Raw genomic sequence first — 13,006 nt, 5'->3', positions numbered from 1 at the left:
TTAGCTTGCTATCGCCAGCCTTGCTGACGCACCGCCGCCCAGGGCGGCGATTTGCTGTCGTTCCCACACCATCAGCAACTGCGCGCACACGGAGGCGGCGATGGCGGCGGGGAGCTTGCTGGAGATGCCCGGCAGGCCGATGGGGCAGACCATGTTGTCGATGCGGTCTTGCGGGATGCCGCGCGCGGCCATGCGGCGTTCGAATTGTACCCGTTTGGTGTGGGATCCGATCAGTCCGAACCAACCGGTGTCTTTCCGCTCCAGGATGGCCTGGGTCAGGCGCTGGTCCAGCGCGTGGCTGTGGGTCATGACCAGGTAGCTGGCGTCTGGCGGCGCGCTGGCCACGCAGGCTTCCGGCGTGTCTGTCGCTTCCGTGGTGACGTTGGCCGGCAGGTCCGCGGGGAACATGTCCTCGCGCTCATCGACCCAGGTGACGGTGCACGGCAGCTCGCCCAGCAAACGCACGATGGCCGCGCCAACGTGGCCGGCGCCAAACAACACCAGATGCGCGCGCGGCGCCAGGCAGGGATCGGCCAGCCAGCGGCGGCCAGCGGCGTCGCGCAGTACGTGCGTACCGCGCTCGCGGTCCACGGTCGGCGCAGCAACGCCATCGCGGGTGCACGCCGCGCTGCCGTCCGAGCCGTCGCCAGCGACGATGCTGCCGGCCGCGTCGAGCAGCACCGCAGTTGAAGGCCCGTCGATGGCGCTGAGACGCCAGCTGTCTTCGCGCGAGCGGACGCGCAAGCCGGCCAGCACGGCAGCCAGCGCCGGCCCGACCAGCTCAAACGCCAGATGCACCACGCCGCCGCAGCACTGTCCCAGCGTCGGGCCCAGCGCGTATCGCTCCAGCCGCGAACCCGCCACCAACGCGGCGCCATCCGCATCGGCCACATCGGGCGCGCGCGACGGCGCGGCGGCACCGGCCGGCGCGAGCGCATCAGCGGCCAGGCGCTGGCTGACGGCGCTTTTGAGCATCTCGCGCGCCAGCTCCACCGCGCACAACTCCAGATGCCCGCCGCCGATCGTATCGTGCTGCTCATGCGCGGTCACCAGCATCTTGGCGCCGGGCTCGCGCGGGCCGGAGCCCTCCACGATCGCCACCGTCACCAGCACTGCCGGTTCAGACACCCGCGCTGTCAGCCACGTGTTCATCACGACGCCATTTCCACCGCGGACACCGCCCGCAGTATCTCTTCACTGGTGGCCGGCGCGTTCAGCGGCGGATGCACGCGATGGCCGCCCACGGCGGAAATCGCATCCCGTATCGCAAAGAACACCGAAAACGGCAGCAGCAACGGCGGCTCGCCCACCGCCTTCGAGCGATGGATGCTGTCCTCCACGTTCGGATTATCGAACAGCTTCACGCGAAAGTCCTTCGGACAATCCGAGATACCAGGAATCTTGTACGTGGAAGGCGCATGCGTCATCAGCTTGCCCGCCGCGTTCCACCACAACTGCTCGGTGGTCAGCCAGCCCATGCCTTGAACGAACGCCCCCTCCACCTGGCCGATATCGATGGCTGGATTCAGCGAACGGCCGGCATCATACAACGCGTCCGCCCGCAGCAGCTTCCACTCGCCGGTCAGCGTATCCACCACCACCTCCGACACCGCCGCGCCATACGCGTAGTACGAGAACGGATGCCCGCTCATCGTCTTCGGATCCCAGTGCAGATGCGGCGTCGCATAAAAACCGTCCGACCACAGCTGCACCCGCGCCAGATAAGCCTTCTGCACCAGCTCCGCAAACAGCACCTTGTGGCCGTTCACGTGCACGTGATTGTCGAAGAAGCGCACCGGCTGGCCGTCGTCGTCGCCGTACAGCTTGACCGCATACGCCGCCAGCCGCTCGCGAATCTGCCGCGCCGCATCCTGCGCCGCCTTGCCGTTGAGGTCCGCGCCGGTGGACGCCGCCGTCGCCGACGTATTCGCCACCTTGCTGGTATCGGTCGCCGTAATGCGCACGTGCGACAGGTCCAGCCCCAGTTCATGCGCCACCACCTGCATCACCTTGGTGTTGATGCCCTGCCCCATCTCCGTGCCGCCATGATTGACCAGCACCGAACCATCGACATACACATGCACCAGCGCCCCCGCCTGATTCAGGTGGGTGACATTGAACGCAATGCCAAACTTCAGCGGCGTGAACGCGATGCCCTTCTTCAGCACCGGGCTGCCGGCGTTGAACGCCTCGATGGCCTTGCGCCGCGCGCGGTACTCGCTGGTCTGCTCCAGCTCCGCCGTCAGCGCTTCGATCACGTTATCGACAATCTCCTGCCCATACGGCGTGACATTGCGCTCCGTCGTGCCGTAGAAATTCAGGCGGCGGACATCCAGCGCATCGCGCCCCAGATTGCGCGCGATCTCGTCGATAATGTACTCGATCGCAATCGCGCCCTGCGGACCGCCAAAGCCGCGGAAAGCGGTGTTCGACTGCGTATTGGTCTTGCCGCAGCCCGCGCGGATATCCACGTCCGACAAATAGTAGGCGTTATCGAAGTGGCACACGGCACGCGTTGCCACAGGCCCGGACAGGTCGGCCGAGAAGCCGGCGCGCAGCGTCATGTCCACGCGCGCCGCCAGGATCTTGCCGTTATCGTCGTAGCCGACTTCATATTCATAGTAGAAGCAATGGCGCTTGCCGGTGACCAGCATGTCGTCATCGCGGTCCGCGCGCAGCTTGACCGGACGGCGCAGTTTGGCCGCCGCGATGCCGGCCGACGCCGCCCACAGCGCCGACTGCGACTCCTTGCCGCCAAAGCCGCCTCCCATGCGGCGGCACTCCACCTGCACCTTGTGCGAGTGGACGCCGATGGCATGCGCCACCACGTGCTGCATCTCGCTCGGGTGCTGCGTGGAGCATTGCACCAGCATGCCGTTGTCCTCTTTCGGAATGGCGTAGGCGATCTGCCCTTCCAGATAGAACTGCTCCTGCCCGCCGACGAACAACTGCCCCTTCACCACGCGCGGCGCGGCTTCGAAGGCGGCCTGGTAATCGCCGCGCTTGAGCTGCATCGGCGGCAGCACGTAGGAGCCGGCGGCCTTGGCCTCCTGCGGCGTGAAGATGGCCGGCAGCTCCTCGTACGTCACCACGGCCCGACGCGCCGCGCGGCGCGCGTTGTCATGCGTATCCGCCACCACGATGAAGATCGGCTGGCCGACATACATCACCTCTTCCACCGCCCAGATAGGATCGTCGTGGATGATCGGGCCGCAGTCGTTGGTGCCGACGATATCGGCGGCGGTATAGACCGCCGTCACGCCCGGCGCGGCGCGCACCGGCGCCAGGTCCATCGCCACGATGCGCGCATGCGCCTTCGACGACAGGCCCAGCGCCGCGTGCAGCGTGCCTTGCAGCTCCGGAATGTCGTCCGTGTACGTAGCCTGCCCCAGCACATGCAGCGCGGCCGATTCGTGCGGACGCGACACGCCCACCGCCTGCCATGCGTGCTCGCTGGACTGCGCAATCGCGGATGGCGCAACAGGTTGATTCATGATGGCTCCTTTCAGGCGCGGCAAGCGAAAGCGTTGACGGCATCGGCCGCAAGCGGCGCGTCGGCGCGCGTCTCCAGCCAGAAGCGGCGCAGCAGATTCTGCGCCGCCTGCATGCGGTAGCTGCTCGACGCGCGCATATCCGTCAGCGGCGCAAAGTCCTGCTGCAACTGGTCCATCGCCACCCGCAGATTGGCCTCGCTCCAGCGCAAGCCGGTCAGCGACGCTTCGGCACGCGGCGCGCGGCGCGGCGTGGCCGCCATGCCGCCAAAGGCGATCCGCGCATCCTTGACGGTGTCGCCATCCAGCGTGAACGCAAACGCCGCACACACCGCTGAAATATCCTGGTCGAAGCGCTTGGCCAGCTTGTAGGTCCGGAAGCGCACCTCTGCGCGCGGCAGCGGCACCCGCACTGCGGCAACAAATTCGTCGGCCCGCAAGTCCTTCTTCTGGTAGTCCAGATAGAAAGCCTCCAGCGCCAGCAGGCGGCGGCCGGACGGACCTTGCAGCACCACCTCGCTGCCCAGCGCAATCATCCACGGCATCGAGTCGCCGATCGGCGAACCGTTGGCGACATTGCCGCCCAGCGTACCGGCGTTGCGGATCGGCAGCGAGGCAAAGCGCTGCCACAATTCGCCCAGCTCCGCCGGATACAACTCGCACAGCGCCGCATACGCCTCGTTGAGCGACACGCCCGCGCCAATTTCCAGCATGCCGTCCTTCTGCTGGACGCTTTGCAGCGCGCTGACGTGGCCGAGATAAATGATGTCGCCCAGTTCGCGCATCTGCTTGGTCACCCACAGCCCGATGTCGGTGGAGCCAGCCAGCAGCGTGGCCTTGGGGTGCGCGGCGCGCAGCGCCACCAGTTCCTCCAGCGTGCGCGGTGCATGGAACGAGGCGCCGCCGGCGCTGTAGGTGGCGCCGGCCTCGCGTTGCAAGGCCTGCAACTGCCGCGTCAACGCGGCGCGGTCAAACGACACCTTGGGCAGCTCGGTCATGCGCTGCGCCGCGTCGATGATGGGACGGTAGCCGGTGCAGCGGCACAGGTTACCGGACAAGCAGTCATCGATCTCTTTGCGCCGCGCCGGCTGGCCGTCCTTGTCCAGGTACATGCCCCACAGCGACATCACGAAACCCGGCGTGCAGAAACCGCACTGCGAGCCGTGGCACTCCACCATCGCCTGCTGCACCGGGTGCAGCGAACCGTCCGGCTGCTGCATGTCCTCCACCGTGAACAATGCCTTGCCGTCCAGCGTGGGCGCGAACTGGATGCAGGAGTTCACCGCCTTCATCTCCAGCTGGCCGGCCGCGTTCAGGCTGCCGACCACCACGGTGCAGGCGCCGCAATCGCCTTCGGCGCAGCCTTCCTTGGTGCCGGTGCAGTGCAGGTCCTCGCGCAGGTGCTGCAGCACGGTGCGGGTGGGGGCGGCGTCGTGGATCTCCTGCACGGCGCCACGGTAGTAAAAGCGAATCGGGTCGGACATCACAATCTCATTCAGCAAATGGGTGAACCTTGCGCCAGTGTTCGGCGATATCGATGCGGCGGGTGATCCAGACCTTGTCGTGACTTTGCACGTAGTCGAGGAAGCGCGCCAGCGCCGCCGCGCGCGCCGGACGGCCGACGATGCGGCAGTGCAGGCCGATGGACAGCATCTTCGGCTGGTTCAGGCCCCCCGGATCGCCCTCCGCGTACAGCACGTCGAACGCGTCCTTCAGGTAATCGAAGAACTGCGTGCCGGAGTTGAAGCCCTGCGCGGCGGCGAAGCGCATGTCGTTGGTGTCCAGCGTATAAGGCACGATCAGTTGCGGCGCGCTGGCAGCCACGCCGTCGGCATTGGTGTAGTCGACCTTCTGCCAGAACGGCAGGTCGTCGCCGTAGTGATCGGCGTCGTAGCGGAAGCCGCCGTGCTCCATCACCAGCCTGCGCGTCTGCGGCGAATCGCGGCCGGTGTACCAGCCTTGCGGCGCGCTGCCGGTCAGTTCGCGGAGGATGTCCACCGCCTCCTTCATGTGCGCGCGCTCGGTGGCCTCGTCCATGTTTTGATATGAAATCCAGCGCAGGCCGTGGCAGGCGATTTCGTGCCCCAACTGCTGGAACGCCGCCACCGCCTCCGGATTGCGCTTGAGCGCCATCGACACGCCAAAGATCGTCAACGGCAGCTTGCGCTCCTCGAACATGCGCAGCAATCGCCACAGGCCGGCGCGCGAACCATATTCATACAGCGACTCCATGCTCATGTGGCGGTTGCTGAACGACGCCGCGCCGATGATCTCGGACAGGAAAGTCTCGGAACCCGCATCGCCGTGCAGCACGCTGTTCTCGCCGCCCTCCTCGTAGTTCAGCACGAACTGCAGGGCGACGCGGGCCTGGTTGGGCCACCGCGCATGCGGCGGGGTCGGGCCGTAGCCGATCATGTCGCGTGGGTAGTTGTCGTAAGTGGTCATGGCGCGGGCGGGTCTATGGGGAATATATCCTTAATCATATATGCCCACGCGCATGGCGGTATATGATTTACACAATAGATACTCATTACCTACGGATATAGGACCGATCATGGGCAAACTCAGCACGCACGTTCTCGACATCACGCAGGGCAAGCCGGGCGCCGGCGTCAAGCTGGCCTTGTACGCGGTGACGCCGCGGGGCCGCACGCTGCTGAAGACCGACGTGACCAACAGCGACGGCCGCTGCGCCACGCCGCTGCTGGAGGGCGACGCACTAAAACAGGGCAAGTATGAACTGGTCTTCAGCGCCGGCGCGTATTTCGACGCCCAGGGCGTGGCGCTGCCGGAGCCGAAGTTCATCGACGAGGTCACACTGGCCTTCGGCGTGGCCGACGCCAGCCAGAACTACCACGTGCCGCTGGTGGTGTCGCCGTGGGCCTACTCCACTTATCGCGGCAGCTGATCAGCGCTGCTTGCCGAGATACCTGGCAAAGAAGGTCTCCAGGCGGCGATAAACTTCCGCCTGGTTTTCGGTGTCGTAGAAGCCATGGCCTTCATAGTCGATGTAGAACCACTCCGGCGGGTGCCCGGCCTTTTCCAGCGCCTCCTTCATCAGGAACGCATGTTCCTTCGGCGCGCGCTTGTCCTTGCCACCGTGGATCAGCAGCACGCCGGCCTTGATGCTGGCGGCGTTCAGATTCGGCGAATAGCGTTCCCACTCTGTCTTGTCGAGGCCAAATACGCGCTTGTTCCAGGCGATGCGGCGGCTGTTGCCGGCCACCCCGTCCTCCGTCTGCAACAGGCCGATGTCGTACACGCCGGCGTAGCCGACCGCGCACTTGAACAGGTCCGGTTCGCGCGAGGCCAGCATCAGCGCCGAATAGCCGCCGAAGCTGCCGCCGTACACGCACATCTTCGAGCCATCGACCTCGCCCTGGGCGACGGTCCACTTCACGCCATCAACCAGGTCATCCATGATCTTGCCGCCCCACTGGCGATCCCCCGCCCGCTCAAAGCCGCGCCCACGGCCGCCGGAGGCGCGGAAGTTCACCTGCAACACGGCATAGCCGCGATTGGCCAGGAACTGCGCGTCGCTGTCGAAATACCAGCTGTCGCGGATGCCGAAGGGGCCGCCGTGCGGGATCAGGATCAGCGGCGGCTTGTTGGCGGTTTTAAAGGCAGGCAACGTGAGATAGCCGTCGATCTGCAGGCCGTCGCGCGCCTTGAAGCTGACCGGGCGGCGTGCCGCCATATGCTCCGGCTCGATGTCTTCCATCGCAGCGAACAACATGTCGGCCTTGTTGGCCTTGCGGTTGTACAGGTAGTAGGCGCCCGGATCGCGGTCGCTCCCCACCCAGAACAGCACCTGGCTCTGGTCCAGCGACTCGTTCACCAGCCGTACCGTATGGTCGGGGAACTGGCGCGCCAGTTCCTGCATCAGCGCCGTATCGGGATTGGCCGGGTCCAGATAGGAAACCTTGGGCCGCCCGACGGCCGAGTAGACCATCAGCGGGGTATTATCCGGCCCGCCGGACTCCAGCAAATCGACACTGCCGTGATCATCGCTGGCAATCAGTTTGCGATTGCTGCCCGTCATGTCTTCGCTGACCACCCGGGTCGGGCCATTGGCCTCTGCCTGCCATGCATAGAAGGTGCGGTTATCGGGCGAGAAGCCGAACGGCGTCAAGCGCGTGTCATTTTTCTGCAGCGGGAAGATCTCCCATTCCGTCGTAACCTCGTTCAGACGCCACACGCGCGCATGCCCATCTTCGTCGGTGCCGCTGCCAAAGCGCGGCTTGCCGGCGTTGTCGACCACGAACGAGACGTTGGGCGCCTTCACATTGGCCACCAGCTTGCGGATCCCGGTGCGGGTATCCAGGTCATATAGCGCGCTCTGATCCAGATCCCATTGCTGGACGCCAATCAGCAGATGGTCGTTCGGCTGCTTGTAGACATACACCGGATAGGCATAGCCCTCGTCCGGGTTGTAGCGGTTGCGGCCGTACTGGCCGATGTTCCAGCCGTACAAATAGGTTTGATTCTTGCCGTCGTAATCCATGGCCAGCAGTTCGCCGGTCGCCTGCGGAATTTCGCGCGTCCCTACTTCAATCGCCTTCTGCACCAGCACCCGCACGTTGCTGACCCAGGTATAGTCGGCCGGCACCTCGAACACCGGCATGCGTACCGTGCCCTCCAGCTTCAGGTCGGGCAGGCTGTAGAAGCTGACCATCGGCACCGTGCGCGCGCCTACCGGCACCCGCACGGTCATGGCCAGGTGCTTGCCGTCCGGCGACATCACCGGGTTGTAGTACTGGTCCATCCTGGCAAAGCTGGAGATAGGCACCAGCGGCGGCATCGTTTGCGCGCTAGTAATCAACGGGAACAGCGCGGCGAAGGTAAGCAAAGGCAGGCGCATGATATGGACCTGAAGTTGAATTACATAAATACTAACACGCCAAGCAACATTGTCAAATTGAAACAATTGGAGAGATTTCAGGCATCGGCTAAGATGCGGCCATGACTGAATCCCTGATCGCCTCCCTCCTCCAGCAAGCCGTCGAACTGCACCAGCAGGGCCGGCTCGAACCGGCGCAAGCCCTGTACCGGCAAGTGCTGCAACTCGATCCACAGCGCTTCGACGCCCTGCATCTGCTGGGCGTGATTGCGCGCCAGCAGGGCGATGCGGCTGGCGCCGTCGATCTGATCTCCCGCGCGCTGGGCGTCAACGAGGCGCAAGCCAACGCCCATTGCAACCTTGGCGTGGCGCTGCTGGACCTGGGCCGCGCGGAGGAGGCGCTGGCCAGCCACGAGCGCGCCCTGGCGCTCAATCCTGCGTATGCGCTGGCGTGGAGCAATCGCGGCAATGCGCTGCGCCGGCTCGGCCGGCTGGACGAGGCGCTGGATAGCTACCAGCGCGCCCTGCAGATCCAGCCGGCCTATGCGGAAGCGCACTGCAACCGCGCCATCGTGCTGCAGGACCAGGGCCGCTATCTGGAAGCGCTGGGCACGGCAGAAGACGCCTTGCACATCAAGGACCGCTACGCCGATGCCTGGCTGGCGCGCGGTAACGCCTTGCACTGCCTGCGTTATCTGCCGGAGGCGGTGGAGAGTTTCGACCGTGCCATCCATCTGCGCCCCGACTGGGCGGAGGCGTACAGTGCGCAGGGCGCGTCGCTGCACCGGCTGGGCGAGTTCGCGGCGGCGCTGGACAGTTTTGATCAGGCCATCCGCCACCAGCCGGACTACGCGCTGGCGCACTACCAGCGCGGCAACGCCTTGCGTTCGCTGGATCGCCGCGACGAGGCCATCGCCGCTTACCGCGCCGCGTTGGCGCATGGCGATAATCCCGAGACCATCGCTTTCGCGCTGGCGTCGGTGGGCGCGGGCGAAACGCCAGCCGCGCTGCCGAACGATTATGTACGTTCGCTGTTCGACCAGTATGCCAATCACTTCGATCAGCATCTGACCGAGGTGCTGGGCTATCAGACGCCGGCGGTGCTGGACGCGCTGCTGCGCCATGTTGCCCCGGCCTCGGAACTGTCCACCGTGGACCTGGGCTGCGGCACCGGCTTGTGCGCGCCCTACCTGCGCGCGTATTCGCGCCGGCTGGATGGCGTCGATTTGTCGCAGCAGATGCTGGACAAGGCGGCCGAGCGCCGTCTCTACGATTCGCTGACCTGCGCCGACCTCACCACCTATCTGGACGGCCGCGATGCCAGTTGGGACCTGGCGGTGGCGGCCGATGTGTTCGTCTACATCGGCGACCTGGGGCCGGTGTTTCGCGCGGTGTATGCGGCGCTGCGTCCGGGTGGGCGCTTCTGCTTTTCGGTGGAGGCGGGAGACGGCGCCGACTATGTACTACGCCCGTCGAATCGCTACGCACATACCGAAGACTATCTGCGCCGCCTGGCCGCGCAAATGGGCTTCACCGTGCTGGCCATGCAGTCGCTGGACGCGCGGCAGGAAAACGGCGCGCCGATTGCCGCACACGCTTTCCTGTTATGCAAATAGATCATGTCTTCATCCGCGTCTCGCCTGGCGGTCCAGAGGCCGAACTGCTGCGCGCTTTTGGCTTGAGTGAGGGCAGCGGTAACACGCATCCGGGACAAGGCACGGCCAACCGCCGCTTCTTCTTCGCCAACGCTTTCCTGGAGCTGCTGTGGATCGCCGACGCGGAGGAAATCACGAACGCGCGCACGCGGCCGACCATGCTGCGCGAACGCTTGTCAGCCAGCCGCGATGGAGGCGGCGGCGATGGAGGCGGCGGCGATGGAGGCGGCGGCGATGGAGGCGGCGGCGGGGGCAACGGCGGCGGGTGCGGGTGCGGCGGTGGCGGTGGCGGTGGCGGCGGCGGTGGCGGCGAAGACGGCAATGGCGCAGCCTCGCCGTTCGGCATCTGCTTCCGCCCGGCGGCCACGTTTGACACCTGGGATTACGCGCCGGCCTATCTGCCGCCCGGCATGAAGATCGGCATCGCCAGCGAAGCGCCCTTGTGCGAGCCGATGTGGTTCTGCACCTCGGCCGGCAAGGCGCCGGAAGCCTTCGACAGCGACCGCCGCCAGCCGCTCGACCACGCGGCTGGCCTGCGCGCCATCACCGCCCTGCGCTGCACCGTGCCGACGGCCGCCCTGTCGCCGGCGGCGCGCGCCAGCGGCATCCCGTTCGCGCAAGGCGACGCCCACCTGCTGGAAATCACCTTCGACCACGCGGCACGCGGCCAGACCAAGGACTTCCGCCCCACCCTGCCACTGCTATTCCACTACTGAGGCACCTCATGCGCATCCAACACTTCATTGGCGACGCCGTTCTGCACCGCGATGAAATCGGCGAATCACCTTGCCAGGTGCACAGCTTCCGGCGCGGGAACGAACTTTATTTTCTGAAGACGTCACCGCTGATCTACGCCGGCACCACGTACAGCGTCCTGCGCGAGGCGGCGGTGCTGCAATGGCTGGCCGGCAAAGTGCAGGTGCCGGAGGTGGTGATGACCGCGCAGGACCAGCATCAGGAATACATGATCACGCGCGCCGTGCCGGGCGTGCCGCTGGCCGACCACCTGGACGACGAGGGGCGCGCGCTGGCCCTGTTCCGCGAAGCGCTGCGGCAGATGCAGGCCATCGACATCAGCGGCTGCCCGTTCGACTCCAGCGCCGAAGTACGCCTGCGCGAACTCGAATTCCTCGTCAGCCAGGGCCTGATCGACCACGACTACGACTTCAGCGCCTGGCCCGGCCTGGACACGCCGCAAGACCTGCTGGCGCGCCTGCACGCCACGCTGCCGCAAGAAGAGCTGGTGTTCTCGCACGGCGACCTCAACGACAGCAACGTCTTCGTTACCGACAACGACCAGCTCTACTTCATTGACCTCGGCCGCGGCGGCAAAGCCGACCGCTGGCTCGACATCGCCTTCGCCCACCGCAACCTGCGCGAAGACGTCTCCGCCGCCGCCGCCGCGCAACTGCTGCCCGACGACGCCCCGGCGAAACGCCAGTTCTTCGAGCAACTGGACGAACTGTTCTGACCTTTGGAAAGAGCCGCACAGCGGCGCACGAGGCTTGCACGTTGCCCCTGCTTACCGTAGAATCGGAAACTGTTGTCCATTGTTAAAGCCCATCGGGCTGACCACTTTCCCCATGCAAGATTCTTTACGGTGACCCTTGGATACCGTTCCCCTTTGGGTGCAATTCCTGGCACTCTGTTTCCTGATACTCTGCTCGGCCTTCTTCGCGATGGCGGAAACCGCCCTGATGGCGGCCAACAAATACCGCCTGCGCCATGAAGCCAAACGCGGCAGCCGCCGCGCCATCACCACGCTGTGGCTGCTTGACCGCACCGACAAGCTGCTGTCGCTGGTGCTGATCGCCAACACGCTGTTCAACGCCGCCGCCACCGCGCTGGTGACGTCGATCGCCATCCAGACTTTCGGCCACGACGACAACGTCATCACCATCTCCACCGGCGTGGTGGCCTTCCTGCTGATCGTGTTTGCCGAGATTTCGCCCAAGGTCATCGGCGCCACCTTCCCGGAAAAAATCGCGCTGCCGACCAGCATGGTGCTGAAGCCGCTGATGTCGCTCGCCAAGCCGATGATCTGGTTCGTCAACCTGTTCGTGTCGGTGCTGCTGAAGGTGTTCGGCATCAAGGCCGGCTCGCACGCGCACGACCCGCGCCTGTCGCCCGAGGAGCTGCGCTCGATCGTGCTGGAGGGCGGCAACTTCATCCCGCAAAAGCACAAGAGCATCCTGCTCAACCTGTTCGACCTGGAAACCATCTCGGTCGAGGACATCATGACGCCGCGCGCGCAGATCGAAGCGCTCAACCTGGAACTGCCGGTCGAGGAAATCAAGCGCGAGCTGACCACCTGCTACCACAACAAGCTGCCGGTCTACGAGGGCGAGATCAACCGCATCGTCGGCATCCTGCACGTGCGCAAGGCGGTGGCGCTGCTGAACCAGGAAGAGGAGCTGACCACCGCCCACTTCCGCGAGCTGCTGACCACGCCCTACTTCATCCCGCAGGACACCCGCCTGTTCACCCAGCTGCAGTACTTCCAGGAGAACCGCGAGCGCCTCGGCATCATCGTCGACGAGTACGGCGAGGTACAGGGCCTGGTCACGCTGGACGACATCATCGAGGAAATGATCGGCGAATTCACCACCTCGACACCGAGCGCGGCCAAGGCCGACAGCTTCGGCTGGGACGCCCACGGCGAATGCCTGCTGGACGGCGCCACCCCACTGCGCGACGTCAACAAGCGCCTCGGCCTGAGCTTCCCGCTGGACGGCCCCAAGACCCTGAACGGCATGCTGCTGGAACTGTTGCAAGAAATTCCAGACGCGCCCATCAGCATCAAGGTCGAGCAGTGCATCATCGAAGTGGTGCAGGTGCACGACCAGGCCATCAAAGTCGTCAAATTGCGACGCCCGGCCGGTCAGCCCGGCCTGTAAAACCACGCAAACGCGTGGGCGGGCGCAACAGAGCGGAGTAAAATCGGTGCGCACGCTTTACAAAAATAGTGCCTGAGAGCATCATTCCAAGGATACGCTCCCTTCCACCCTGACAGACGCTTC

The 13,006-nt window shown here is 65.4% G+C and carries 10 protein-coding genes; 5 read left to right on the top strand and 5 right to left on the bottom strand.

The annotated features are described in order from the left end of the window. The 4 genes from xdhC to puuE are packed head-to-tail and all read right to left on the bottom strand — an operon-like array spanning position 1 to position 5,936. The gene (gene xdhC, locus FHW58_RS24480) at positions 1-1,152 is read right to left on the bottom strand and encodes a xanthine dehydrogenase accessory protein XdhC (RefSeq protein WP_179675794.1); all 1,152 of its coding nucleotides are present in this window, start codon (positions 1,150-1,152) and stop codon (positions 1-3) included. After that, positions 1,152-3,494 (bottom strand): xanthine dehydrogenase molybdopterin binding subunit, encoded by a 2,343-nt coding sequence (gene xdhB / locus FHW58_RS24475; RefSeq protein WP_179675793.1) that lies wholly within the window; start codon positions 3,492-3,494, stop codon positions 1,152-1,154. Before xdhB ends, xdhC begins: the two co-directional genes overlap by 1 nt. An 11-nt stretch (positions 3,495-3,505) precedes the next feature. Beyond that, the gene (xdhA, locus tag FHW58_RS24470) at positions 3,506-4,975 is read right to left on the bottom strand and encodes a xanthine dehydrogenase small subunit (RefSeq protein ID WP_179675792.1); all 1,470 of its coding nucleotides are present in this window, start codon (positions 4,973-4,975) and stop codon (positions 3,506-3,508) included. A 7-nt stretch (positions 4,976-4,982) separates the two neighbouring features. After that, on the bottom strand, positions 4,983-5,936 hold the full coding sequence (gene puuE, locus FHW58_RS24465; RefSeq protein WP_179675791.1) for an allantoinase PuuE: 954 nt from the start codon (positions 5,934-5,936) through the stop codon (positions 4,983-4,985). 109 nt (positions 5,937-6,045) lie between these two features. Between puuE and uraH the strand changes: the two genes are divergently transcribed. After that, positions 6,046-6,399 carry a hydroxyisourate hydrolase gene (uraH, locus tag FHW58_RS24460; RefSeq protein ID WP_179675790.1) on the top strand — a complete coding sequence of 118 codons (354 nt, stop codon included), beginning with the start codon at positions 6,046-6,048 and terminating at the stop codon, positions 6,397-6,399. Here the strand turns inward: uraH and FHW58_RS24455 are convergent, their stop codons facing one another. Next, positions 6,400-8,352: a S9 family peptidase gene (locus tag FHW58_RS24455; protein WP_179675789.1), complete on the bottom strand. Its 1,953-nt coding sequence runs from the start codon at positions 8,350-8,352 to the stop codon at positions 6,400-6,402. 101 nt (positions 8,353-8,453) lie between these two features. Between FHW58_RS24455 and FHW58_RS24450 the strand changes: the two genes are divergently transcribed. The 4 genes from FHW58_RS24450 (at position 8,454) to FHW58_RS24435 (ending at position 12,883) form a co-directional block, all read left to right on the top strand. Continuing rightward, positions 8,454-9,947, top strand: coding sequence for a tetratricopeptide repeat protein (locus FHW58_RS24450; protein ID WP_179675788.1), 1,494 nt, complete (start codon positions 8,454-8,456; stop codon positions 9,945-9,947). Continuing rightward, a complete protein-coding gene (locus FHW58_RS27650; protein WP_229265481.1) occupies positions 9,938-10,702 on the top strand; it encodes a VOC family protein in 765 nt (254 codons plus the stop codon). The genes FHW58_RS24450 and FHW58_RS27650 overlap by 10 nt, the downstream gene beginning before the upstream one ends. A gap of 8 nt (positions 10,703-10,710) precedes the next feature. Further along, a complete protein-coding gene (locus tag FHW58_RS24440) occupies positions 10,711-11,457 on the top strand; it encodes an APH(3') family aminoglycoside O-phosphotransferase (RefSeq protein WP_179675787.1) in 747 nt (248 codons plus the stop codon). A gap of 136 nt (positions 11,458-11,593) precedes the next feature. Next, positions 11,594-12,883 (top strand): HlyC/CorC family transporter, encoded by a 1,290-nt coding sequence (locus FHW58_RS24435; protein ID WP_179675786.1) that lies wholly within the window; start codon positions 11,594-11,596, stop codon positions 12,881-12,883. Positions 12,884-13,006 lie beyond the last annotated feature (123 nt).

Origin of the sequence: Duganella sp. 1224 (genome assembly GCF_013408245.1) — a bacterium.
Classification (GTDB): Bacteria; Pseudomonadota; Gammaproteobacteria; order Burkholderiales; family Burkholderiaceae_D; genus Rugamonas.
Note: the sequence above shows the minus strand (reverse complement) of the source record. Positions and strands in the feature narration are given on the sequence as shown.